16 protein-coding genes and 9 pseudogenes are annotated in these 25,026 nt (G+C 56.9%); 8 read left to right on the forward strand and 17 right to left on the reverse strand.

Annotated elements, in window-relative coordinates:
* Nucleotides 1–285: 285 nt before the first annotated feature.
* Together Q0L48_RS16245 and Q0L48_RS16250 are read right to left on the reverse strand one after the other, a co-directional pair.
* Complete coding sequence (locus Q0L48_RS16245) at nt 286–1,140, reverse strand: FkbM family methyltransferase (RefSeq protein ID WP_296722710.1); 855 nt, start codon at nt 1,138–1,140, stop codon at nt 286–288.
* Nucleotides 1,141–1,910: 770 nt separating this feature from the next.
* Nucleotides 1,911–2,371, reverse strand: a pseudogene (locus Q0L48_RS16250) (transposase); the annotation flags it as partial.
* Nucleotides 2,372–2,575: 204 nt separating this feature from the next.
* Here Q0L48_RS16250 and Q0L48_RS16255 point away from each other — a divergent pair.
* The 4 genes and pseudogenes from Q0L48_RS16255 to Q0L48_RS16270 all read left to right on the forward strand — a co-directional run.
* Nucleotides 2,576–2,773 (forward strand): annotated as a pseudogene (locus tag Q0L48_RS16255) (transposase); the annotation flags it as partial.
* A 162-nt stretch (nt 2,774–2,935) separates the two neighbouring features.
* The gene (locus Q0L48_RS16260) at nt 2,936–4,012 is read left to right on the forward strand and encodes an acyltransferase family protein (protein WP_296722712.1); all 1,077 of its coding nucleotides are present in this window, start codon (nt 2,936–2,938) and stop codon (nt 4,010–4,012) included.
* A gap of 123 nt (nt 4,013–4,135) precedes the next feature.
* Nucleotides 4,136–4,504: pseudogene (locus Q0L48_RS16265) on the forward strand (transposase); the annotation flags it as partial.
* Between the two features lie 91 nt (nt 4,505–4,595).
* Nucleotides 4,596–5,261, forward strand: a complete 666-nt coding sequence (locus Q0L48_RS16270; RefSeq protein ID WP_296722714.1) for a transposase — start codon at nt 4,596–4,598, stop codon at nt 5,259–5,261.
* Here Q0L48_RS16270 and Q0L48_RS16275 read toward each other — a convergent pair.
* The 3 genes and pseudogenes from Q0L48_RS16275 to Q0L48_RS16285 form a co-directional block, all read right to left on the reverse strand.
* Nucleotides 5,262–6,322, reverse strand: a pseudogene (locus Q0L48_RS16275) (IS630 family transposase).
* Between the two features lie 67 nt (nt 6,323–6,389).
* Nucleotides 6,390–6,683, reverse strand: a complete 294-nt coding sequence (locus Q0L48_RS16280) for an ATP-binding protein (protein ID WP_296722716.1) — start codon at nt 6,681–6,683, stop codon at nt 6,390–6,392.
* Nucleotides 6,680–7,258 (reverse strand): annotated as a pseudogene (locus Q0L48_RS16285) (IS21 family transposase); the annotation flags it as partial. The gene Q0L48_RS16280 and the pseudogene Q0L48_RS16285, both read right to left, overlap by 4 nt.
* Nucleotides 7,259–7,335: 77 nt before the next feature.
* On the opposite strand from Q0L48_RS16285, the gene Q0L48_RS16290 reads away from it, so the two are divergent.
* Nucleotides 7,336–8,403 (forward strand): IS5 family transposase, encoded by a 1,068-nt coding sequence (locus Q0L48_RS16290; RefSeq protein WP_296722718.1) that lies wholly within the window; start codon nt 7,336–7,338, stop codon nt 8,401–8,403.
* Between the two features lie 157 nt (nt 8,404–8,560).
* Here Q0L48_RS16290 and Q0L48_RS16295 read toward each other — a convergent pair whose 3' ends face one another.
* Both Q0L48_RS16295 and Q0L48_RS16300 read right to left on the reverse strand, forming a co-directional pair.
* On the reverse strand, nt 8,561–9,598 hold the full coding sequence (locus Q0L48_RS16295) for an IS110 family transposase (RefSeq protein WP_296722720.1): 1,038 nt from the start codon (nt 9,596–9,598) through the stop codon (nt 8,561–8,563).
* A gap of 353 nt (nt 9,599–9,951) precedes the next feature.
* Nucleotides 9,952–10,407, reverse strand: a pseudogene (locus Q0L48_RS16300) (DDE-type integrase/transposase/recombinase); the annotation flags it as partial.
* On the opposite strand from Q0L48_RS16300, the pseudogene Q0L48_RS16305 reads away from it, so the two are divergent.
* Nucleotides 10,398–11,136 (forward strand): annotated as a pseudogene (locus tag Q0L48_RS16305) (transposase); the annotation flags it as partial. The pseudogenes Q0L48_RS16300 and Q0L48_RS16305 sit on opposite strands and share 10 nt — an antisense overlap.
* Before the next feature lie 157 nt (nt 11,137–11,293).
* Here the strand turns inward: Q0L48_RS16305 and Q0L48_RS16310 are convergent.
* The 4 genes from Q0L48_RS16310 to Q0L48_RS16710 form a co-directional block, all read right to left on the reverse strand.
* Nucleotides 11,294–12,688 carry an O-antigen ligase gene (locus Q0L48_RS16310; RefSeq protein WP_296722729.1) on the reverse strand — a complete coding sequence of 465 codons (1,395 nt, stop codon included), beginning with the start codon at nt 12,686–12,688 and terminating at the stop codon, nt 11,294–11,296.
* Nucleotides 12,689–12,709: 21 nt separating this feature from the next.
* Nucleotides 12,710–15,283, reverse strand: a complete 2,574-nt coding sequence (locus tag Q0L48_RS16315; protein WP_367274052.1) for an AMP-binding protein — start codon at nt 15,281–15,283, stop codon at nt 12,710–12,712.
* A gap of 15 nt (nt 15,284–15,298) precedes the next feature.
* The gene (locus Q0L48_RS16320) at nt 15,299–16,735 is read right to left on the reverse strand and encodes a sugar transferase (protein ID WP_296722721.1); all 1,437 of its coding nucleotides are present in this window, start codon (nt 16,733–16,735) and stop codon (nt 15,299–15,301) included.
* Nucleotides 16,736–17,517: 782 nt separating this feature from the next.
* Nucleotides 17,518–17,772 carry an XrtV sorting system accessory protein gene (locus Q0L48_RS16710; protein WP_367274053.1) on the reverse strand — a complete coding sequence of 85 codons (255 nt, stop codon included), beginning with the start codon at nt 17,770–17,772 and terminating at the stop codon, nt 17,518–17,520.
* A 369-nt stretch (nt 17,773–18,141) separates the two neighbouring features.
* Here Q0L48_RS16710 and Q0L48_RS16325 point away from each other — a divergent pair, with 369 nt between their 5' ends.
* On the forward strand, nt 18,142–18,909 hold the full coding sequence (locus tag Q0L48_RS16325) for an acetyltransferase (RefSeq protein WP_296722723.1): 768 nt from the start codon (nt 18,142–18,144) through the stop codon (nt 18,907–18,909).
* 109 nt (nt 18,910–19,018) lie between these two features.
* On the opposite strand, the gene Q0L48_RS16330 is transcribed toward Q0L48_RS16325, so the two are convergent.
* From Q0L48_RS16330 to Q0L48_RS16350, 6 genes and pseudogenes are all read right to left on the reverse strand, one after another.
* Nucleotides 19,019–19,624 (reverse strand): FxDxF family PEP-CTERM protein, encoded by a 606-nt coding sequence (locus Q0L48_RS16330; RefSeq protein ID WP_296722724.1) that lies wholly within the window; start codon nt 19,622–19,624, stop codon nt 19,019–19,021.
* 723 nt (nt 19,625–20,347) lie between these two features.
* A complete protein-coding gene (locus tag Q0L48_RS16715) occupies nt 20,348–20,614 on the reverse strand; it encodes a helix-turn-helix domain-containing protein (protein WP_367274054.1) in 267 nt (88 codons plus the stop codon).
* A gap of 473 nt (nt 20,615–21,087) precedes the next feature.
* Nucleotides 21,088–21,720 (reverse strand): DsbA family protein, encoded by a 633-nt coding sequence (locus Q0L48_RS16335; protein ID WP_296722726.1) that lies wholly within the window; start codon nt 21,718–21,720, stop codon nt 21,088–21,090.
* 344 nt (nt 21,721–22,064) lie between these two features.
* Entirely contained in the window at nt 22,065–22,748 is a 684-nt protein-coding gene (locus Q0L48_RS16340) for a cistern family PEP-CTERM protein (RefSeq protein WP_296722732.1), read from the reverse strand.
* 369 nt (nt 22,749–23,117) lie between these two features.
* Nucleotides 23,118–24,332: an MFS transporter gene (locus Q0L48_RS16345; protein ID WP_296722728.1), complete on the reverse strand. Its 1,215-nt coding sequence runs from the start codon at nt 24,330–24,332 to the stop codon at nt 23,118–23,120.
* A gap of 81 nt (nt 24,333–24,413) precedes the next feature.
* Nucleotides 24,414–24,680: pseudogene (locus Q0L48_RS16350) on the reverse strand (transposase); the annotation flags it as partial.
* A 15-nt stretch (nt 24,681–24,695) separates the two neighbouring features.
* On the opposite strand from Q0L48_RS16350, the pseudogene Q0L48_RS16355 reads away from it, so the two are divergent.
* A pseudogene (locus Q0L48_RS16355) lies at nt 24,696–25,026 on the forward strand (hypothetical protein); the annotation flags it as partial.

The following is a 25,026-nucleotide window of genomic DNA, read 5'->3' on the forward strand; positions in this document are numbered from 1 at the left end:
TGCCCAGCCAAGGAAACCTACGGCAGAAAACTCTAGCCGCGAATGGTCCGGTTTTTAGGTGGCAGAGCAGAGGTCTTGCCTAGGACTTCAAGCAAAACATCGCTTCGGTCCAGCTCTTCGCCCGTCGCATCGCAAGGGCATGAAATCACCGCCGATAATTTCGAATTAGACTCTGAAACTCTTGGTCGTTGCCGCTTCTAGTGAGCTCGCTGTATCCAGACTTCAATCGGTGGGCGGATTGATGGCTGTCGGTTCGTTGGGCTTTGGCGACGGTTCCCACAATCATCACACCGTAGCAAGGTGTTGTGCGAAGGCAAGATCCTGCCTGTGAACCAAGAGGTAGTCGCTCAGCCCAAGGTCCGAATGTATGCCAAAGCCGTCGACGCGTTTGAGCCCGCAAAAGCACTCATCGGGACCCTTGCGAACGCGAAAAATTATATAGTCAAGATTCTTTAGTGTCCGCTCGATATGCTCCTGCCGCTCGATTCGATCGTGATTGTCAGCCGTATGCGGTGGCAGGATCTCGACCAGCACAAACGGTTTTTGCGTGTCCATGAGTTCGCGCAAACCATCGAGAACTTCCCTTTCGCCGCCCTCGACGTCGATCTTGACGATCGCCACGTTTTGCGGCCGCAACTGTTGCGGCAAGTCGTTCCATCCGATGACAACCACCGGCTTCGAGCCGAAACTGGCCGCACGAAATCCATCGACCAGACTGGCGGATGGATCCGTGCTCTCTTCGCGATACAGGTTAAGCTTGAGAACAGCCGTACTTGGTCCCAGCCCGGCCGGAATTACGATATGATGCAGCTTATTTAAGCGAACCAGTTCGAACAGGTAGTCTGCACAGGCCGGATTGGGTTCGAAGCCAAGATACTCACGGTCCGGTTCAAGCGCAGCCACCTTGAGCAAGGTCTGACCCAAATTGGCTCCAACATCGACGAAGGCACCGTTCCTCTGCCGCAAAAGCGCAGCGATGAGATCGGCCATCCACAATTCCGAAATGTAGGTTTTGCGTCCGTTGATCGCCGGAATGACGAAGGTTCGACCGAAGAAATCCTGACGATACGACTGACGAAAGAAGCCAAGCTTTTTCTGGAAGAAATGGCCGGCGCGGCTAAGGAAGGGCGGTTCTTTCACGTATTCGTCCAATCTTCGAATTTTTGGGTCCAAATATAATGACTTTTTATTGAATATTATTTTAATTTCCAAACGAAAGCCATGATCACTTGCGCAAGTATGCCATGAATATTGGAAGTGTTGAAAAATACGACGGATGCAAGATCCAGACACTTCATAAACGCGAGGATTTCGCAAAAGCATCAAGCACCGCGATTGTAATTGACATTCGGCAATTCGAGATGGTCGCGGCCGAACGCGCGATAGTCTGCGCGCCCCTTTTAAGGCATCCAATTCGGCACCCTGAACGTCGATTTTCAAAAACACCTGAGCGCCCCGGAAAAGGGGCAGCGCTCGCGTCGAGCGTGCTCGTCCATAGCCAAGCATCCGTACGTGCTGCATTGCTCCTCCCAAGGCATTTTGAGGAACCAGTTTCCATCTCGTAGAAATTCACGAGATTTCCTTTGGAAAAGTTGTGGGGCGCAGACACATATTCTACTTGCTGCATCGTCTGACAAACTGCGTCGAGAACTTGGCGCTTAGCGGCTTGCGGCCGAACATCAGGAGCGAAGCTCCTGGCCATACAGAGCGAGCCATGCTCGCCCAATATTCTTCATATGCCCCGACATTGATGATAGAGTGCGTAACTAGGCATCCTAGCTGACCCACTACCGACCTCCCACCTCCAGACACATTGCCCGTTGAGCCGCAGCACTCTCACCAATCCGACGCCAAGGCAACTGCGTTTTCCACGCGAGGGAAACAATGTCCATTGTTTGGGGTACATGCGTCTCGCAGATCTCCTTGATGCGCTTCTTCAGGAAGGCCGGATCGGTCCGACGGGACTGGTAGTGGTAGGTCGAACGATCAAAGTGCAAAGCCGAACATGCCCTGCGGATCGTAACCTGCCAGTCCTGCCGAACCGCGTCGATAAGCTCGCGCTTCCGATCCGGCCTCAGAGCGTTGGCTACGCTGCGCTTCGCCGCCCTTCGGGTCGTTTGATAACGTCCTGCAGCATCTCGCGGTCCAGCGTCAGGTCCGCCACGATCCGCTTCAACCGGCCGTTCTCGTCCTCCAGCTCGCGCAGCCGCCGCATCTCTGACGGCAGCAGCCCCGCGTATTTCTTCTTCCAGTTGAAGTAGGTCGCCTGGCTGATACCCGCCTTGCGGCAGATCTCAGCGACCGGCGTTCCTTCCTCGCCCTGCTTGATGACGAACGCCTTCTGAGCGTCCGTGAACTTCGATGCCTTCATGCCGTAACTCCTCGCCCAGCCAAGGATGTCTACAGCGGAAAACTCTAGCCGCGATTGGTCCGGTTTTTAGGTGGCAGAGCAGACAAAACCAAATAGGAGAACTTCCAAACCTTGACCAAACCCAAGTCCGAGCGGACATAGGCTATCATCAACTAGGGTCAGTTCTCGATGAAAACCCGGGTCAAATTTCAAGGAAATCTACACATCGAGATCATCAAGCGGTCCGACACGGCCAAAGGCTTCGAAGTGCTGCCTCGCCGCTGGGCCGTTGAGCGAACCTTTGCATGGCTCAGCTGCAACTGCCGTCTCGCCAAGGACTTTGAGCAAATCATCGCCTCGGCAACCGCATGGCTGTTCGTGGCTTCGGTCCAGTTCTTAGCCCGTCGCATCGCAAGGGTATGAAATGACTGCCGATAGTTTCGAACTAGACTCATATAGCACTTTATTGGCAGGTGCGAGCCAGTGGCAAGCGCTGTACCTGAACGGTACGATAGCTTGGCTATGCAACACATGCCCGCCAATCAGGCCCAAAGGGGAAATGTGTGCATCAAGGAGGGTTCTCTGATGATTGCTGCGAATGATTTGTCTGGCGAAGCTAAGGCCCAAAGTCGAGAAGAACACAGATACGACAGCAAGCCTCGCGGGCGATTTACGGATATTGATCGCCTCAAAGGGCTCGGGATTATCTTGGTTGTCTGGGGGCATGTTCCAAGTGCTCTGATTAGTGTGCCAGACATTCGGTACTACATAACGATTTCAATGGTTTATGCTTTTCACATGCCGCTCTTTTTCTACTTAAGCGGGTTCGTTTTTTTCTTGTCAGGCGCTCCGAATAAGTTTTTCGTAAATCCGCTGCGGACTGTGGCTGCACGATTCGATCGACTCATTATTCCAGTTGTATTGTTTGGCACGACTATAATAATCGGGAAATACATCGTCGGAGAATTCTTCGAGCTTCAAAAACCGGTAGATTCGATATTGGTTGGCTTGAAAAACCTAGTGACGAACCCGCCAGAAAATCCACTCATGTCGGTATGGTATCTGATCGTCTTGTTTATCTACTCTGTAATTTCCCCATCTCTCTGGATTATCGCTGGAAGACGTATTTCATTGATCCTGCTTATGGGTATTTTTGCCTGGCTTTTCGAGCTAACAGATTATTATGAGATACCGAATGAATTTTATGCTCGTAATATCTTAATTTATTATATATTTTTCGGGATTGGCGGATTTGTCGCAATCAATCATGGCAAGCTCTTGCCCCAATTTCAAAAGTTCTGGGCTCCATCTCTCTCCATCTTCGCAGCATGCCTGTACTTGACATATACTGAGCCTTTTGCCTTGTTGTCATGTGGGATCACTTCGGCGATCGCGCTGCATGGTCTGTTCCTGCAGCGAAGGCTGACGGAGGAGCGGTTCTTTCTGTGGTTCGGCCAGAATACGATGGCTATCTATCTGCTCAACACCATATTCATCGGCGTCTGTACGATCACGTTACGGCCTCTATGGGGCGCATTCCCCGGGTCTTATGCCATCCTGGTCGGAGCCATCTTCCTTACCGGCCTGTTGGGCCCAATCACCGCGCGCGTAGTCTCCTCCAAGATCAAGATCTTACGGCCACTCGTCCGATACATTGAGTGAAGTCGAGCGGCGGTCACATCATCGCAACTGGACACCTCGAAAAATCCTCGCCTTTGATGCGGTGATCTGATTGGCTTCGCCGTACTTCGTTTCAATCGCCCGTGTCATTGAGCGGAGGCGGTGATGTTGGGTCAGCCTGGTTTCTTTGATTTGTCGGATCGTTATGCGGCGCTGAGCGCGGCGGGTGATCCGCTGGAGCGCTTGGCGGCGGGGGTGGATTTTGAAGTATTTCGGGGGCCGCTGATATTGGCGCTCCGGCGCAGCGACCGAGGCAAGGGAGGCCGCCCGCCGTTCGATCCGGTGCTGATGTTCAAGATTCTGATGCTGCAGGCGCTCTACTCGCTCTCTGATGAGGGATGCGAGTTCCAGATCAAGGACCGTCTCTCGTTCCAGCGGTTCCTTGGCTTAGGGCTCGATGGCAGGGTGCCCGATGCCACCACGGTGTGGCTGTTCCGGGAGAGGCTGGTGCAGGCGAAGGCGATCGACAAGCTGGACACCCACAAAAACCCCTCGCATTTGAGGCCATGATCTGATTGGCTGCGCCGTACTTCGTTTCACTCGGTGCATTGGACGGAGAGTTTCGATGCACCCACGCAGCCTGTTTTCGCTGGCGGAGCACCTCGAGCGGCTGAGCAAGGACGGCGATCCGCTGGAGGCTTTGTCAGGCACGGTAGAGTTTGAACGTTTCCGGCCGCTGTTGGCCAAGGGGCTTGGCTATAGCGACGGCGCCAGGGGCGGCCGACCGCCCTTTGATCCGGTCGCGATGTTCAAGGTGCTGGTGGTTCAGGCGCAGCATATCCTTTCGGATGCGCGCATGGAGTTCATGATCCGGGATCGGCTGTCATGGATGCGCTTCTTCGGTTTCGACCTTGGCGGCGCGATGCCCGATGAGAACACCATCCGCCATTATCGCAACCGGCTCACCGAGAGCGGGACGCTCGAGGCTTTGATGCAGGCGTTCGAGCAGCAACTGCGTGAAGCAGGATACCTGGCGATGGGCGGTCAGATCGTCGATGCCACGCTGGTGCCCGCGCCCAAGCAGCGCAACACCGAGGAAGAGAAGGCTGCCATCAAGGCGGGCAAGTCGGCCAAGCAGATCTGGCGGGGCAAGCCGAACAAGGCGCACCAAAAGGATGTCGATGCGCGCTGGACGTTGAAGATCGGGGGCAAGATCCGCTCCCGCCCCGACGGGACGCCGCTGCCGCAGATCGCCACGCCCGTGTTCGGCTATAATTCCAACGCGCATTGATCACGACCCATGCGCCCACTGGCGCATTCCGATGGACATGATGCGCCATGGCTGATTGACGAGGTTGTTCCAGGCGAAGCAGCAGTGGTCGACGATGTCGTCGTAGGATTCGAAGATGCGGTTTGAGAGCCAGTTATCGCGCATGAACTGCCACACGTTTTCGATCGGGTTGAGCTCAGGGCATCGCGGCGGCAGCGGCAACAGGGTAATGTTTGGCGGCACGACCAGTTCGGCAGAACCGTGCCATCCTGCCTGATCGAGGATGACCACGGCGTGGGCGTCAGGCGCGATGTGGAAGGCGATCTCTTCAAGATGCGTGCTCATCGCCTCGCTGTTGCAGCGGGGCATGACGATGCCGGCAGCCTTGCCTTCAGCAGGGCAGATCGCGCCGAAGAGCCAGGCCGAGGACCGCCGTTGATCGCGAGGAGCCGAAGGGCGCGTGCCGCGCTTGGCCCAGCGCCGAGTGAGCTTGGTCTGCTGTCCGATCCGGGCTTCGTCCTGCCACCAAAGCTCTATGGGCGTTCCTTCCGGGAGACGCTCGCGGATTTGCTCCAGACGGGCGGTGAAGCCTTTTTAAAAATGGCGATGTCATCGCTCTTCTGCCCACGGTGACGCGGCCGCGCCGAGAGCTTGCGATAGCCCATCGCCCGAAGCTCGCGGCCAAGAGTGTGACGTGTGACCGATACCGAGAACTCGTCCCATACCCATTGGGCAAGATCGGCAAGCCGCCAGCGCACCACGCCATGCGCCGCCGGGATCGGACCCACCTCGACAACCTCGGCAAGACGGGCACGCTGCTCGTCGTTCAGGATAGATGCGCGCCCAGGCGCTTTGCGGGTCGCGAGACCGGCCGGCCCATCCGAGTTGAACCGTAGCACTCAATCTCGCACAATCTGCAGTGTCACACCAGCAAACTTCGCCGCATCGCTCCGGCTTCCGCCGTCCAGGATCAGCGCTATCGCCAGCAGCCGCCGAACCTGATCAGCATCCCCGCATCGTCGTGCAAGCCGCCGTAAATCCTCTGATGTATGATCCGTTCGAACCCCAATCGCTGCCGCCATCGCAAGCCTCCATCTGCTTGCACAGTCGAATCAGAACTTCAGGACCTTGGGAATCCCACACCGTGAGTCATCCACAGCGCTCATTGGTATAAGGCTGGAACGAGAAGTCGTATCCGCTCAGCGTCTTGACCGTATTGACCCGGCCCATCCGCAGGGCAGTGCGGATACGGCGTTCCTCCCGGAACGTCAGTTCCTCGAGCAACAACTGCTCCACGGCCTCGAGAGCCGTAATCTCGCCGCGATCAAGGCGGGAGACGCAGTCATCAACGACCTCGATCGCACGAGGCATCTTGAGGCCCACCATGCTGCACTTGATCCGATCAAGCAGCGATGCGCTGGGATCAGGGAGGAGCGAGTTCATGCGCCTGCTCCTGCCAGCTGCTGTCCGATAGCAGCATAGATATCCAGCGAGCGGCTCACGACCTGCTGGCCGGTAAACCCATGCGGCAAGGGCAGATCGTCATTCCGGCGCCGATGACGCCTGTGCCCGTCGAGTAGCGAACGTTGCCGCCGCCCCTCCAGCACAGGATGGCGTGCGATCAGGCGATCATCTTCGAAGATCCGGATCTCGTCAGCAAGACTGTGGACCTCCACAACACGCCGGCGGGTCGCATCCGGGACCGAGTAGTAATCGCCGCCAACACTGACCATCCCCTCATGGCTGATCCGGCGCTCGAGCTTGAGAACCGCACCGAACGCAACCAGCGGCAAAGGCTGCAATGCCTGTATTTCCTCGGCGAAGGCCTCGTTCCCGATCCGCCCCGTCGTTGCATGCAGCCGGGGATTGGCGACCGTGCTGAGCCAGCGATTGAACTGGGCATTCAGGTCATCCAGGTCGCGGAACACGCCGCCAAGGAAGAAGTCCTCCCGGATATAGCGGAACGGACGCTCAACCTTGCCCTTGGTCTCCGGCCGATAGGCACGGCAGGCCTTCGGCAGATGGACACCCGCAAAAACCCCTCGCATTTGAGGCCATGATCTGATTCACTCCGGGCACTGAACGGAGAGTTTCGATGCACCCACGCAGCCTGTTTTCGCTGGCGGAGCACCTGGAGCGGTTGAGCAAGGACGGCGATCCGCTGGAGGCTTTGTCAGGCACGGTAGAGTTTGAACGTTTCCGTCCGCTCTTGACCCGCGGGCTCGGCTATAGCGACGGCTCCAAGGGCGGTCGCCCGGCCTTTGACCCTGTCGCGATGTTCAAGGTGCTAGTGGTCCAGGCGCAGCATAATCTGTCGGATGCGCGCATGGAGTTCATGATCCGCGATCGGCTGTCATGGATGCGCTTCTTCGGTTTTGATCTGGGCGGCGCGATGCCGGACGAGAACACCATTCGCCACTATCGCAACCGGCTCACAGAGAGCGGCACGCTCGAGGCGCTGATGCAGGCCTTCGAGCAGCAACTGCGCGAGGCAGGATATCTGGCGATGGGTGGCCAGATCGTCGATGCCACGCTCATTCCCGCGCCCAAGCAGCGGAACACCGAGGACGAGAAGGCCGCGATCAAAGCGGGCAAGTCAGCCAGGCAGATCTGGCGCGGCAAGCCGAACAAAGCTCACCAGAAGGATGTCGATGCGCGCTGGACGTTGAAGATCGGGGGCAAGATCCGCTACCGCCCCGACGGGACGCCGCTGCCGCAGATCGCCACGCCCGTGTTCGGCTATAAGTCGCATATCAGCATCGACCGGCGCTATGGGTTCATCCGCAAGGCGGCGGTGACGTCGGCAGCGGATAGCGACGGGCGCCAGTTGCGCCGGGTGATCGATACGAGCAACACCGCTGGCGATGTCTGGGCTGACAGCGCCTATCGCAGCGTCAGGAACGAGGCATTGTTGAAGAGCAACATGCTCAAAAGCCGCATCCATCGCCGCAAGCCCAAGGGCAGACCGATGCCCGAGAGCATGGCGCGCGCGAACGCTGCAAAGTCAGCAATCCGCGCCAGGGTCGAACATGTCTTTGCCCACCAAAAGAACCTCTGTGGATGGCTCCCGCGTTGCAAGCAGAAAGTGATGATCTGGTGTTTTGGTCGGGTGCAGTCGTCTGTCCGGCCTATTGATGCAGTCGGCATGGACTGCTGGCCCTGATGGGGTCCGCGAACAAGGTTCTATCGGCTATGCAGGCTGTATCGCCTGAGTACTTCTTCGGGTTGTCCTTGTCCCCGGTCCGACCGGTTCGTTCCATCACATCGCTTCGCTCTCACAACCTCGTGAAGCTGATCTCCTCAGCTAAGCTCTTGATCTTTCATGCGGCCAGCATCGATGTGTGACCGCGCTCGAAGACACCGCCCCGCGCCATGAGCGCCCATGCGATCCGCGCCATTTTGTTGGCAATGGCAACCGAGGCAACCCGGGCGGGCTTTCTGGCGAGCAATGCGATGAAGCGCGGATCGACGGAGCCTGGCTTGCTCCTCGCATATCGGATCAATGAAGTTGCACCTACGATAAGCAGCTGCCGCAGATATCTGTCGCCCATCTTGGTGATCCGACCGAGGCGCTCCTTGCCGCCACTCGAACTCTGGCGCGGTGTCAGCCCCAGCCAGGCCGCGAACTGGCGTCCCGACTTGAACTGCGCGGGATCGCCTACCGAAGCGGCGAGCGCGGTTGCACCAATGGGCCCGATACCAGGGATCGTCGCTAGGCGCCGGGCCCTGTCATCGCTGCGCTGCAGAGCGGCAAGGCGAAGATCGAGCTTGCGCAACTGTGCGTGCAGCTGGAGCACCTGCCCGGCTAGCACGCCGACAACGTTCGCCGCTTCGTCCGGCAAATCGAGTTCGGCCTCACCATCGGCGATCTTTCGCGCCATCTGCAACGCCTTTTCAACGCCGACCGGGATCGCGATACCAAGCTCGGCAAGCACGCTGCGCATCATGTTGACCAGCTGTGTGCGTTGCTTGATCAGCAGGCTGCGTGCACGGTGGATCGACAGTGCGGCCTGCTGCTCGCGCGATTTGATGGGCACGAATCGCATCGTCTGGCGCGTCACTGCTTCGCAGATGGCCTCGGCATCGGCCGCATCGTTCTTGCCGCGCTTCACGTAGGGCTTCACGTAAGACGCCGGCATCAGCCGAACTTCGTGCCCGAGCTTCGTCAGCTCGCGCGCCCAGTGATGCGACGTTCCGCAGGCCTCGGCGCCCACGAGGCACGGCGGCAGTTTTGCGAAGAACGGCAGCATCTGCGATCGCCGCAGTGTCTTGCGCAGCACCACCTCACCGGTGGCGTTCACGCCGTGAACCTGGAAAACATTCTTGGCCAGATCGAGGCCGATTGTGCTAATCTCCATAACGGGTGGCTCCTTTGCTCGGGTTTGCATGACAGCAACCCATTTTGGCACCTAGATGCCGTGAGCGGGAGCCATCCACCTCATCCGCTATGGCCTCTTCATCCGCACCATCGGCTTGGCACGCGCGCAGGCCAAACTCACCCTCGCCAATCTGGCCTATAACTTCGATCGCCTGATCTTCCACGAGCGATGCGCGGCTACAGGATAGGTGCGCCTGAAATCCGCAGAAACGGCTGAAAGACCCAAGGACATCGCCGAAAAGCGGCAAATCGGACCCATCGGGTAACGCCTTTCGCGGCAATCCCCGCAACTAGGCCAATCGCGGCGCGAAAGTCATGGTTGTTGCGGGTGTCCAGATAGCCGTAATGTTTCACAAATTCGCCAAGCGTCCGATTATAGACGACGCGTCCGTCCTCATCCTCGCCGATCACCGCTGTTTTCATGCGGTCATAAAGGATCTCGCGCGGCACACCGCCGATCGCCTCGAACGCAGCCCGGTGGCAGGCAAGCACGCTCGGCATCGTCTGACGCAGCACGAACCGTCCCCAGATCAGCCGCGAGAAGCCCTGAACCATGGAGAACAGCCAGACCACCTGCACACGATCCGGCGCATCAACAAAACGCACCCGGAACTGCGCAAGGTCGACCTGGGCCTGCTGACCCGGCGGGGTCTCGAACCGCACGGCATAGGGCTTGCCACCTCCGGCCGGACGCAACGAGCGCACCGTGTCGCGCACCGTGCTGTATCCGCCCGTATAGCCACGCTCGCCAAGCTCACGGGTCAGGCGCTGGGCGCTGAGCCCGGGGTATCCAGCTCTTCGCCCGCTTCGATGCGGCGCTGACTGACCGCGGCTACTTGGCGATGGATGGCCAGATCATCGATGCCACCGTGGTGCCGGCTCCCAAGGAGCGCAATAGCGAGGAGGAGAAGGCCGCGATCAAGCAGGGCAAGATCCCGGAGCGCTGGAAGGCAAAGCCTGCCAAGGTCCGCCAGAAAGACCGTGACGGCCGCTGGACGGTCAAATACTCGAAGGCCAAGGGTGAAGGAGGGTGCTGATCCCAAGGGCTTTAAGGCGGTGGATCTTGCCATCCCGATGTTCGGTTACAAGAACCACATCGGCATCGACCGGACGCATGGGCTGATCCGCACCTGGGATGCCAGCGCGGCCAACGCCCACGACGGGGCGCGGCTGCCCGAGCTCATCAGCAAGCAAAACACTGGTTCTGGCGTGTGGGCAGACACCGCCTATCGATCAAAGAAGAACGAGGCGTTTCTCGAGCGCGGCATGTTCAAGAGCAACATCCAGCAGCGGCGGATGCCGCGCCGGCCGATGCCCGAGCACATCGCGGGGGCCAATGCCTAGCGCTCCGCTGTCCGCTCGGCCGTCGAGCACGTGTTCGCTGGGCAGAAGCACCGCATGGGCCTGTTCATCCGCACCGTCGGCATCGCCCGTGCCCGGATCAAGATCGGCATGGCCAACCTCGCCTATAACTTCCAGCGCCTTGCCTGGCTCGAGGGGCGAGGTGCGCCTGCATAACGCGAAAACGGGGTGCGGGGCGGCGCTCCCACCCCAAAAAACCAAGGAAACGAGGCTGAAAAGACCCGCCCTCCAGGCCCAAAGGCCGCGATCAGACCACTCGCGCCAACGCCGGGCCGAAAATGCCGGTTCTTCGAGGTGTCCAACTGCCATCACATCAGGCGCTGTGTCGTTGATGATGTTCGAGGTAATTGCTTATGACCCCCGCCCCATGCCCGTAGACCGAAGGCACGGGCATTGAACGTTCTGATGCACAGCTACCTTGTACCCGTCGCAATGCCTTGCCTGGCAACTTATAACGTCGCGCCCTGACTTCGGCAGCGATGAGCCCCAGATTCATGTAGAACAACAACTGCAACGGAAACAGATGCAAGCCGAATTCATAGAAACTGTGTGCCGCCACGGCAACCAGTGCCATTGCTGAACCGATCAGGAGATCGCCAGTCAAAGATTTTCGATCGATGACGGCAATTTTTAGCGCAGCAAACAAAGGAAGGAAGATTGCAATGATAAACGCCCATTCACCAAGTCGTCCCGTTTCGGCCCTGGCGAGCAGGTATCCATTGTGTACCGGCACTGATCTATCGGCTAACTGCCATGGAATGCCAAATCGGTCCGCGTATCCTTCGACGTTGGAGACGAAAACATATTGATTAGCGCCTACCCCAAGGGGGTTGTTATTCGCCATTGAGCGCGCAGCGTCCTCAAATAACTCCCTCTCTGTTTCAGTTGTGAAAAAGGAAGTATCCTGGAATCTTGTCTTGAGATTGCCCAGCGCGAAGGGGGCGGCAATTGCTACTGCGAGCACACATACCGTTGCGAGACCAAATTTTCGCCGATCGGGACGCCTGGCCAATGACAGGAATATCAGAATTATAGCCGCCCCCCCTCCGATGCCGACCGTGCCTCTAGATCCGGTTCCCGCAATGCAGATCAACCCGGCAACAAGACCCGCAAACATTACCGGTCGGCGATCGCCAGCAAGGACCGCCGCTAACACCGGAAGCATTGTTAATTCCACGCCAATCCCGAGGAGGTTTTGGTGGCCGAGTGTACCTGCAGCCTGACCAACACCATTCAACTTCAACCAAATAACATGACCGCTTTGGTAGATTAGCCCAAACGCAAACCCGGTCAGTATGCTTCTGTAGACCTTAGGATTGTCAGCCTCAAGGCATATTGCCAAGAAAACTGTTACAACGGATAAATACTGCCACAGGGTAAACAAGCTTGCAAGATACATCCTTGAATTAAGAACTGATATTATTACAGCGATCGCGTACAGGATGAATATCCATGCAAATGGTATTCCAGATATCTTCCTCTTGTTCGTGTGGATTAGCGCGACAGCGAGCATTACAACGAATGATAGGCTGAATCCTTTCGATATCCCGGACCAGGTGGGCCAGCCATATACATATCCGATAAGCGGCCAGTCAGACAGGAGCGGAAGCAGTCCGATCGCCACAAATGCCTGATAGCGTCGGGTTTGCGACTGCCGAAGGATCACAATGAAGATCGGCAGAGCGAGCAGTGCAAGGGCGGCGATCACATAGGTCAATGTCTTCGTGCCCTACATGTGTCCCGGATAAATCATCCGATGAATGCGCCAGCCCAGCATGAGCATTGCCGCAACAAAGAGAATTGCGGGAATGAACAGCGCCAAAATATAAGGAACGGAATAAGCGATAAGGATGCTCATTACCAGACCCACTAGACCGTGCCCTATAAAAATCGGGAATGCCAGCATCCCCGCTATTATCGCTGGGCGAAGCCTTCGAGGCCAGCTTCCCGAGCCAGCCGCCAGTCGGGTCATCATTGCGAAGAGCAACAGTACCGCCCCGGCAAATGCCGGAACGGCGACAAGCTCTTCCGCATTCTCCTGCCAACCTCCCTGGAGGGATGCCACCAACAGAAATCCACCAGCGGCAAGAACAGAACCCAATCGCTCCGCATTCCGTACGAGAGCGTCACCGCTTGATTGCTTTTCAAGCCACAACCCTGCGGCGAGGCCGAGTGCAACTGCGCCCAGAAGGCGAGGATAAGCATATGGCGCAACCGCCATATGCCAGGCGAGGCTGCCCCAGCCACTGAAGGGGTTCTCAGGGACTGCCCATTGCAGCATGAGAGTCACCGAATAGGCAAACCCTGCCAAGAGCAGGCTGGTAGTGATGCGGTCCTGTGCTTGCCCCACTAGCCTTAGCCAAATCACAGACGACGGCAGCATTAGAGCATAGAATAACAATACTTCGTAGAAAAGTCGCTCTGGCCAGTTCGGCCCAAACTCCCCCCCGGTCGCCGAAATGCTCCATGCTTGGGCTCCGCCGATCAACAGAACACCGCTTACCACTATTGTGGTGTTAAGGCGGATCCGCCGCGCGATCTGCTTCCCGCTTCTTTCAAGCTGGCTAACATAGAAGAACGCCAAGCCAGCGCCAAAAACCATCGCAAATCCCGGTGTACCAATCCGCAATGCGGGGCCTAAAAAACTCCACAGCAGGCTCCCGAATGACCCCATTCGATCGATAAAGAATGGGCCCCAATGAGATACAACAATAAGCAAAGCTAGGATGCCCCGTGCTGCATTCAGCCCATCGGCACGAATCCCGCGGATGTTTATAGAAACTTTCTGCGAATTCTCCTCCAGCGCCTGAGCGATTTGACCGATCGTCTCCCCGGCGAACATGCGCTGCATGACTTCTTTGGGAAGGCCCACCTGCTCAGCCCGGATCAACACAGAGACTGCCGACAATGAATCTCCTCCTAGGTCGTAAAAGCTATCATCTTTGCCGATATCCGAAATGCCTAGCGCTTCGCTCCAAATTGAGGCGATTTCGCTCTCACGCCCACTTAGGGGCAAATCGGCTGCACGCCACGATCCGGCCTGAGTCTTTTGCTCGACCTTGATACCCTCTAATGCTTGCGACAGCGCCTTGCGCTGGAGCTTGCCGGTGGGCGTTCTTGGCAAATCGGAAATTTCGGCCAGCATCAAGTCGGCCGAACTCAGGCCGCATCCTTCGGCGACGGCATGGACTCTGCGCTTATCTGCCGCACTCGAGCCCGAAGGCAGGGCAATTCCAAGCTTCTCGCCACGCAGTTCGTCGCGCAGTATCGCCACACCGATCTCCTGGGTTCCGAGTGCAGCCGCGAGCAGCCGTTCTACAACCTCTGCGGATACCTTAATTCCACCGATGTTTGCGACGTCGTCGGTTCGCCCCATATAATGCAGCCAGCCGTCTCTGATCTCCCCAAGGTCACTTGTGGTCAGCCAGCCATCATCTCCCGCCAACGGCCGGATCAAACCGTTCTGAATAATCCCACTGGCGAGATGATCACCGGATATCTCGATCAGCCCTTCTCTACTTATCCTGACCTTGCTCGTGCCGACAGCGCGACCGACGCTTTCGAAGGCATAGTCGTCGGCCTGGTCCACTCGGAGAAATGTTGAGCGAGATGCCTCGGTGAGACCGTAGTGCTGAAGGATTATTGCCGAAGGGAACAACTTGCGCACCATTCGCTTTTCGTCGGCAGACATGAACTGGCTGCCTATTTCCAGCCATTTCAATCGCTTTCCGGCTGAGCCAAGAACATCGGGCGACGCGAAAATTGTTCTGAGCATCGTCGGAACAGCAGATAGCGCGTTGATTGCCCCGCTGTTGAGCATCCTAGCGATTTCGTCGGGCCTGAAGCCCGTTTCCGGCAGGAAAGCCGTGCCGCCGACTGCAGCGATCGCGCGGGCCCGCCCGAGTCCAAAACTGAATGTGACCGGAACACCGATATACTCTCGGATTCCCGAATCAATTTCCATCTCGGTTACAAGCCGACTCACGGTGTCACTTATCGCGGCCCGAGATATTGCGATAGCCTTGGGCTGTCCGGTTGTTCCGGACGTGGTCGATATTTGCGCTATCCGGCTAACCATGTCGCAAGAAAAGTTGCCTTGCCACCATCCGCCCCCGGGAATTGGATTTGCAACGAATGACGGCTCGATTCCCGATATCTTGTTGTCCGCGATGAATGCGATTTTGTCAGCGCACCAAGCCTCAACACAAAATTCAAGGAATGACACGCCGCTTGTCTTTGCAATTCGTACTACGTCTCGGCCATCAAGGCTCAGATTCGACTTTTCTTGATCAGAACCGATCATACATTTTACCAATGTCTAGTATGCATTCTTGTGTATGACCACGCGAAGGGTCTTGGCCAAAATAATGAGATCATTAAGAAGCGACCAAGTAGAAAGATACTCCAGATCGCAGCGAACCCGCCGCTCCAGATCCTCTCGGCGAAGTGTGGCGCCGCGAAACCCGCGGATCTGTGCCAGACCGGTGATACCTGGCTTGAGAGCATGGCGAAGCCAGTATTGCTGCGACGCGTTCCAAAACAAATCATCGCCGGCGGTCGATCCGAGCGCATGCGGCCGGGGGCCGACCATACTCATTTCCCCGCGAAGGACGTTTATAAGTTGCGGCAGCTCATCGATGCTCGTCGCTCGGATTATTCGGCCGACCCGCGTTACCCGATCATCATCCCGCGAAGCAGAGCGATTTCCAGCTTCGTCTGCGGCTTCAACTCGCATCGAGCGAAATTTGAAGATCCGGAACTGACGGTTGCCGTGACCCACCCGCGTTTGGCGGAAGAAAACCGGCCCGGGAGTGTCCAGCTTAATCGCAATTGCGGTCGCAGCCAGCAACGGCAAAAGAACCAAAAGACAAAAGCTCGCAACAACGAGGTCAAGCGCGCGCTTCTGCAGCCGATTCATAAGGCTTAGCGGCCCCCTCGATAAAACGAGCGTGTCACTGTTCTGATAGTCACCGATCGCCACGGCTCCGTGAAGCAGGTCGCGGTCTAGCAAGATTTCCCCCCCCACGTCATGGCCCTTCAAGAAGGTGGCCCATGCCGCCCTGTGGTCATACTTACAAGCAACCACGACGCGGTCATAGGGAGCGATGAGACGCGAAAGGCGATCGATCATGTCTGGCCGCTCGGGATCTGGCCATAAGCCCATCGCGCCGACATCCACTTCGTCAGCGGAGCCGTTTGGAACGGCTTCCAACCCGTCCTTGAGCAGCATCGTTGCAAGGACATGGTCGCCGATCATTATCTTGCGAAGGATATCGAGAACCAATTTTGCAACGACTATGAATATAGCGGCTAAGCCGAATGTAACCCCGACACCCAAGCGCGAGATATTGTCTGAGCCGGATAGGAAGCCAAGGCAAATGGTGACAAAAGCCGCCCCGGCAAGCGCGCCGAGGGACCTGATCATTCCGGTAAGTCTGTTCTGAAGGCACTCGGCCGATTGTGCCTCCCGGGCGATTTCGAGCATCGTGAACACAGGCAAGGCAATGAAGATGATTGGCCGCCCGTCGGCAGATAGCCATTGATCATCTCTCAGGCCTAAGGCTGCGATGTACCCTCCCAGAAGCGCTAATTGGTCGAGAAGAAGCGAAATGACGTAAAGGACGGTCCGCTTATCCCGCTTGGCAGCGAAGAAGGTCGGTTCCGCACGAATCGGAGCAACGATTCCCTCCGCAAATTTCGGCTCGAGCCCCATTTTTCCCACCCCTAACTCCGCCGCATAATTGTCTATAGCCACGAATTGAACTTTAGTGTGGAGACAATACCCTCATGACACGAATTGATACACTTCCAAGCCTGTAGCAGCTCATATTATCGGCGGCTTTACCGCGTCATGGTGCGGCATCTTCCCTTCGATAAAGGCGTGAGGCATTTCAGATCCGCTGGTCGAGAGGAACGGGTATCCATCAAATCGGGGCCGCGGTGACGGGCTGCCACCGATGAACATCCCGGCTCCAAAATTGCACTATAATCCTCCTGTCTCACGATCATTCTAGCTCGCCATCTTCGCTCAAAATCTCACCGCCCCGCCCCGCATTTCACCGCATCCGCATCAAGGAGCGTTTTGCTGAAGGCATGATCAGTGAATACATTGAGGCCCATCAACTTGCCGCCGCACATCGGATCGAATCAAAGCGAACCGTCCTCGAACTGTCATTGGGTCCCGCCCCCATTTGCATCCTCGTTGCGTGTACCGCCGCAATGTTACAGGCAGAAACGTAATTGGCCGACTATCGGCCATCTTACCCCACCGTTTCCTGGTAACGCGGTATCTGCTGTGACCCAATAACCCAGTATATTGCTACGGTGCCGAGCGATTGGTCGCGTTTTAAACCCCAATCAGCGTTGATGCGCCGCAGGAGCGAAGCGACAGGGTTGCGCCCCCTTTGCCAGCCGCTCTAAAGTCGACCCACTAAGACCGATTGGCGTTCGCGCAATGTGAAGCGTAGCCGGGATAATTGAATGTCTCCTACTTCGCTGGTCGCGGTCGTGTCGTGATTTTGATTGGGGTGATGATAGCTATTTGGGCCCCGGCCAGGAGGGCGGCCGCGGCTTGAGGATGATTAACACGTAAGCGAAAGTTACGATAGACAGCAAAACCGCCGCCAGCACCATACCCTCGTTTCCCAGGTAATTAATCACTGCACATCCACCTGCAGCAGGCAGGTACTGGATCAGGCTGTCTCGGGGGACCTCTTCGGAGGAGCGTTGCAGCATCAAGGTGACGAGTCCAGCGAAAGCGAAAACCGTCAGCCAATCCCATATTGTTTCCATGACATAGGTTCCACTTAACGATGTTTCAGATTCTTCTGCCCGCTGGTATCAGTAACTGCGGTAAAGTGCCAGCACAGTGCGAATTACAAGTGCGTATAAGGTCGTCAGCCACACTGGTTAACGCGTCCTTGTGGTACCGCTCGTTTGGTTGGCGATGCTCATCCCCATAATTCAAAACTATATTTACATCCAAGCCGAACGGCCAGCGGGCGAGCCTGTGCTTTGAATACGGGGGAGGCAGTTAACCATTCCGGAGAGGATGGCATTCACGATCATGAGTTAGGTTCAACAACCTTAACTCTTGGTGCCTTCGGCGCGTGCAGATGAGATTGCGTGCTTGTCGGCGGCTTAATGAACAGGATGAGTGCGATGATCATTGATGAACTTCTCGAGCATCCCGCCGGCCGAGAGGAAGCCACTAAACCAGCCAGCGAGCGAGGCTTCCTGCTCTATGACGGGGTGTTTACGGATAAAAAGAGCCGCTCCGAGCGGAAATTCGAAATCCAACTGGCATTGACTCAGGCGCAGAGAAACGCCGCGGAAGACCTAATCAATCGAATGTATTCTTGGCGCGGATATGGCTCGGAACACCGTCTGAGTGATGCCAACAATTGTTTCACTTTCATCGCGGTGGTCGATGGAGAGGTCGTCGGAACGCTTTCCCTGACCGTGGATATGAACACCGGATTTGCGGCAGACAACACTTTCGAAGATGTCCTGAATGCCGTAAGGGCAAAACCCGGGATCCAGATTTGCGAACTCACAAAGTTTGCCTTTTGTCCATCCGTTGCCCCCATGCACGTCCTCGCTTCGCTGTTTCACACGATCTTCATATTCGGCACTCAGAGATTCGCCTGTACGGATCTATTTATTGAGGTCAATCCAAGACATATACGCTTCTATCAAATTTTGCTCGGGTTCAGCTCAGCCGGAAAATTGCGGCCCAATGCAGCTGTCGGCGCACCCTCCCAGCTGATGCGACTAAGAGTTAGCGACATCGGCAAGTATATTTCGGCGCATGCCGGGTTGAGCGAGACGACTGCGCGTTCCCTCTATCCCTACTTCCTTACCGCTGCACAAGAGCTCATGATCTGCGAGCGAATGGCCTTGCTTGATCGACAATGGCCGTTTGATTGAGAAATCACCCATAGGCAATCTTCCAAGCACGTAAGAGCACGACATCGCCAACAAAAAGGGGCGCGTACGGAATGTCCGCGCCCCTTTTATTTAAGCGTGCAAGAAAATCTCAGAATGCGTAACGAACCCGAGCAACCTCCTGCTTACGCCGGCGCATTGCAAAGCCAATTGCAGCGAATCCGATGATCATCATCGCCCAAGTCAATGGCTCAGGGATGCCACCTGGGACGTAATTGATCGTACCCGCATAATTCGCCGCTCCAGTAGTCGTCCAGTTTACCGTCAAGATGTTTTGAAGACCAGAAAAGACCGGAATATTTCCGATGCTTCCACCATTCGGCGTCACCGGAACTGCAAAGTTCGAAATCCCGTTAAAGAAATTGATCGAACTAAAAGTTGCACCGGGCGCACCGGAAAAGCTGTACGTAATCGATCCCGAACCCAGGCCGATTCCCTGGTTACCCGGCACTACAGGGCCAATTTGAAAAATGTAGTTATCGATGTACTCACCCGCCGCGACAACCCTGCGCTGGATGAAAGCATCCAGAGGATCCGTCCCGGTAAAAGGGTTCCCAGCAAGAAGCGTAAATTGGGCGCTACCACCGTCCGCGGGCCCGGCATCCCCGGGGTTGATATCAATCTCTGTGGCAGCACTTACGGATGGCGAGTACGCCAGCACCGCAGACACTAGCGCAAGTGACAAAAGCTTTTTCATGATCGCTTCTCCTGTTTGCCGCAACAGGATCCCCCCGAAACGGCCGATTCGTCGGTTTAGTTAATAACTCGGTAATCACTCGATCGCAAGTGTGGAAACGCCCTAAGACGCGCATTCTCATAGGTATTTGTAGAAATGCGCCATTATGGGCCATATCCAATCCAAGATCCCAACTTATGCTTCAAAATGATACAATTTGTGTTTCAAAATGGCACAATGTGTGGCGAAAGTTTGTGGGGCAGAAGGCGATGCGGCTTGCCCAAGCGAGTATGCGGGCGCGTTAAAAACAGACGAATGCGCTACAGCGAAGGCCCTTTAGGAAGCGGTGTTGTCGATCCGCAGTGTGGCGCGCCGCTAAAGCACCGTCAGGCCCGCGCCTTGGCCCTACAAGGCGTTTCACGAATGTCAGAAAGCAACGCTCCACTCCACTGGCAGATGATTCGACCCCTGTGTGGACGGCCCTCCGTTGGCAAGGGTATTTTGCACTGCGCTGGCTGGTCGTGGCGCCCATGTGTCCGGCCTATATGTGCGGCTTTGTATGGCCGCTGGCCCTGATGCCATTCGCGCGGTTCAGGTCCCTCCCAGTTGCACGCACTCGAAGTGCTGGGGTCGGACGGGTTTTCCTGCTCCGGCGGTTTCTACCGGCTTTTTGCGTCAGTTCAGTCTGCCCTTTCCAACTGGTGTAAGCGCGCTCACAAGAGCACGCTAAAGAGCGCTCGCTACCTATCCACGCAAGGCGGCCCCCGGTGGATGGATACCCCGAAGCTCGCGGCCAAGAGTGTGACGTGTGACCGATACCGAGAACTCGTCCCATACCCATTGGGCAAGATCGGCAAGCCGCCAGCGCACCACGCCATGCGCCGCCGGGATCGGACCCACCTCGACAACCTCGGCAAGACGGGCACGCTGCTCGTCGTTCAGGATAGATGCGCGCCCAGGCGCTTTGCGGGTCGCGAGACCGGCCGGCCCATCCGAGTTGAACCGTAGCACTCAATCTCGCACAATCTGCAGTGTCACACCAGCAAACTTCGCCGCATCGCTCCGGCTTCCGCCGTCCAGGATCAGCGCTATCGCCAGCAGCCGCCGAACCTGATCAGCATCCCCGCATCGTCGTGCAAGCCGCCGTAAATCCTCTGATGTATGATCCGTTCGAACCCCAATCGCTGCCGCCATCGCAAGCCTCCATGTGCTTGCACAGTCGAATCAGATCATCTGACGAAAGGGAACGAAGTAAGGCGGAGCCAATCCCCCAACGGGAGTCAGCCACAGCGCTCATTGGTATTAGTCGGCAACTTAATAATAGCGAGGGACTTCAGGCGCCTTCCCCCAAGGACGCACTACACGCTGACGGCATTTTCTCATCTGAAATGTCGCTTCCGGCCACCCGCTACCCTGCCAGGTGTTCGTTCGAAGATGCGACCGAAAACTGCGGGAATAAGCACCATTCACGACAAGCCGGAAGATCAGGGGCGCGATCGTGCCTGATCGAAAGCCTTCAGAAACTCTCGATCCGTGAGAGCGCCCTGGACGAGAGACGAGCCGATCAAAAATGCTGGTGTTCCTTGGAGGCCGAGATTAAGCGCATCCATGCGATTGACCGAGATCTGTTCCGAAATTGCTGATCCATGGGTGCGCAAATCGTCCTCCACCTGTTGCCAGCTGCCACCTGCCGCTTCGACGGCATCGCGCAACGCCGCTTCATTGAAAGAAGGCGACTGCATTAAATGGTGATGAACCAGACGGTATATCCCTTGACGATCCGACGCTAACGCGACCGCCGCCGCGCGCTTCGACCGATCGCCGAAAATTGGCCATTCCTTGTATATAACACGGACATTCCCATCGTGCTCAATAGCCCTGCGCAAGTGGGGACTTGCCATCCGGCATGCCGCGCACTGGTAGTCGGTGAACATCACGACAGTGACATCGCCCTTGCCCCGCACAGTCTCGGGCGATCCCGGCCGCGTCAGGATCTCCGTAACCGTTGATGATCCGGCGAGGTTCCGCCCCAGCTGGCGGTTGTTCTTTAGGATTTGAGCAACACTTGCGCCAAGTATCACGAGAACGATCAAGGACAGCAACTGCCGGCGGGTCATCGGAATTGTCTACAGCTTACGCTTAGGAAAATCGAGACGCCTTTGCCGTTCAGGACAAGGAAACCGCAGTCATGCGAGCGCTGGCCACATCCAGAACCGCGGCTGTCATGCTCACTTCGGGCTTGCTTGGCGTTCATCGGTCGCAGTCCAGCGCTTGGCAGGCACAGGATTATCAACTGCTCGTTCTGCGCCGCCGTGTCCCCAGCGCCTTGCTCAGAGATCCGCAAATCATCGGCTCACGCACAGTTTGGTGCAGCATGGCAGATCACTTTTGCACCAGAACCGGTACCTTCAATGGTGGGGAGCTAGTGCAACGTCCGCACTGCGGACCTGAGGGTTTTGGCCTAAGCCATCTGTGGCTTGGCGACGACAGTGGAACGGCGGCGTAGAGCAAAGCCCAAGGCAAAAAAGCCAGCAAGCATCAGCATCCAAGATCCAGGCTCCGGAACGGCGGTGGTCACCGCCTGTCCAGAGGCAGAGCCTTCGCCGAATGGCAGGCTTTGATACCGGGCGTAGAAGCGATCGAGCGTTACGCCATCCATCGGAGCATTCAGAAACGACAAGGTGAACTCTCCTGCCACCGGGTTGCCGATCGTTGCGCCACCGTTACCGCCGCCCGCGCATGAATTTTTGTCATTAAGGCAGATTTCGACATCCCCGATCCCGTTGGGATAATTCATCCCGCGCATGTTGATATTCGAGAAGTCTCCCAGAACGATGGACGCCCTGTGTACATCCGGGTCGGCATCAAATGAGAAGCCAGAAACGCGGCTGCCGTCAAACGCTGAGATCGAAGTATTTTCGAGTACATAGGAGAAAACGAGATTTTTCGTTCCGGCACCGCTCAAAAGCCTGAGCGTCAGAGTAGAGCTCAGTCCGGGGATCACTCCGCTTGAATTGCCAACGAAGCCATCGAAGTTAATGGTCGCAGCATTATTATTGTTCTCGAACAGAAACTCGGCCGCATTGGCGGGCGCCGCCGCCGCGAGAGCGCATAATGTCGCACAGGCCCAGACAGAACGAAACATCTTCACTACCTTGTTGCGTCGACGAGCGCAGACCTTGTTATCGTTAGAGTGTCGACTCGCTAAAACTACCAATAAGTCAATTTACATAACGGTTAGTGATTCGGCAAATTGTGTTTGGGTGGCGATCCCAAAATGGGACGCCCAATGCTTCGTCAGTGCGACGCTGCCTGCTTAAGGCCTATTCGCATCTGCGCGACTGGCCCAATCCTGATGGCTTGGCACAGTCCCGGATCGCCTGCATCCGCAGATGCCAGGTTCATGCCCAGAGGCGCTATATTTGCAAACGGAGAAGCACCTCCTGCCGCGTAACCGCCGGCCGGTGCCGGTCCCAACCGGCACCGGCTTATCGCCAGACCCGATTGCCCGACTTCATGCAGCTGCTCTGCGGCTCGTCACGATCCAGAGCAACGATATTGCTGCGAGCAACGAAGCAAGCGAAATAATAAATGGTGCACCGGGGAAATAGACGCCTTTGTCGTCCGAGAAGAACGAAAATGTCTGGGTCATTACCACTGGCCCGATGATCGCCGTCAGGCTTAGCATGCTGGCAATAGCGCCTTGGAGTTCGCCCTGCGCATCTTCGTCAACACTGCTACTCATCAGGCTTTGCAACGCTGGTAATGTCATGCCCGCGAGCGCTCCGATGAAAATTGCCAGAATGACGGAAGCCGTCGAGTCGGCGAATGCCAGAATGAGATATGACGGAATGCCGAAGAGCAAGGCGAAGCGCGCCGTGTTCGCCGCTCCGAACCGATGCACGCTCCGTCCGGTAAGCACCGCCTGACAAAATCCAAGCACCACCCCGTAAAGCGACGCTGTGTAACCGGTTGTGCTAGGCGTCCAGCCAAATTGCAGCTCACCCCAATAGGCCCAGATCGAAATCTGCGCCTGTGAGGATAACTGCATAAGAAAGATAACGAAGAGGCAGGACAGCACGAAAGGCTTCTTCGACATCTGGATGATTGACCCGACGGGATTGGCCCGAACAAGATTGAAGCTGCGGCGCCGCTCGAGCGGAAGCGTTTCTTTCAGGAACACAAGCCCCACGCCCACCCCGATCAGCGCGAGAGAAGCCGCAATGATGAACGGGGCGCGGGTCCCGAACTCCCCTGCCAAGCCCCCAATGGCTGGTCCGAGCACGAAACCCGCAGCGCCTGCTCCAGCAAGCAAGCCAAACGCCCGGCCGCGCTTTTCCGGGGTGACGCAGTCGGCAACACAGGAGTTTGCAGCAGCCCAACTGGCGCCCATAATCCCCGACATCATGCGTCCTGCAACCAGCCAAACAAGTGTTGGCGCCAATGCCATGACGGCATAATCAGCAGCCAACAGGAAAAGCGTGGTCAACAGAACGGGCCGACGCCCGAACCGGTCACTCAGTCCGCCAATGGCAGGGGCAAAGAGGAACTGCATACCCGCATAGGAAAACATCAAGAGACCGCCGATCTCGGCGGAACGGTAGATGCTCGTGTCGGCGAGTTCGCTGATCAGCCTGGGCATGACGGGGATGATCAATCCCAACCCAATCATGTCGACGAATACTATGAACGCAACTGAAGCCAGAATAGGTGCGTTCAACTGCCTCACAGATTGACCATTGCACTTCCAGATTTGCTTGTCACGAGGGTTTTAGCTTCGAGACTCTGGTTAAAAATTACGAGCGGAATTTCATGAATTTGCGATGCGTTGGGCGACGAGCCACATTGATGCAACAAACAGCCAAGCGGTTGCTGAGGTGATGGTTTGCTGGAAGTCCTTTGCGAGGCGTCGGTTGCGACTGAGCCATGCAAAGGTTCGCTCAACGATCCAGCGCCGCGGCAAGACCTCGAAGCCTCTCGCGGTGTCGGACCGTTTTATGATCTCGGCCGTCCATTTCTTGATCGTGCGCAATGCCTGACGAAGCTTTTCACCGGCATACCCGCGATCGGCTTACATTCCTGCGTCGCGCCGATGCGCAAGATCGATCCGGGCGAACTGTTCCCGTGGGAGCGGCTGGCCGAATACAAGCTGTGCCTGCCGCGCCCCACCAGCCTGGCGGCGGGCGATCCGTTCCACAACGAACGCGTGTTCTTCCTCGCGCTCGAACGGTTCGGGTACGACATCACCGATCAGCGCAAGGCAGTCGAAGCATTCGAGCGGCGCTGGCGGCCCGAATGCATCACCGGTGTGGTCGACGGCGAGATCGCCGCGATTCTGTGGCAATTGCTGCTAGACCGCGATCAGGGACGCTCGCCGCAAGGCGGGCAGGGGTGTTTCGCCCCGAGCAGGCCCGGGTTGGCTG

Origin of the sequence: Erythrobacter sp., assembly GCF_024305245.1 — a bacterium.
Taxonomy (GTDB): Bacteria; Pseudomonadota; Alphaproteobacteria; order Sphingomonadales; family Sphingomonadaceae; genus Erythrobacter.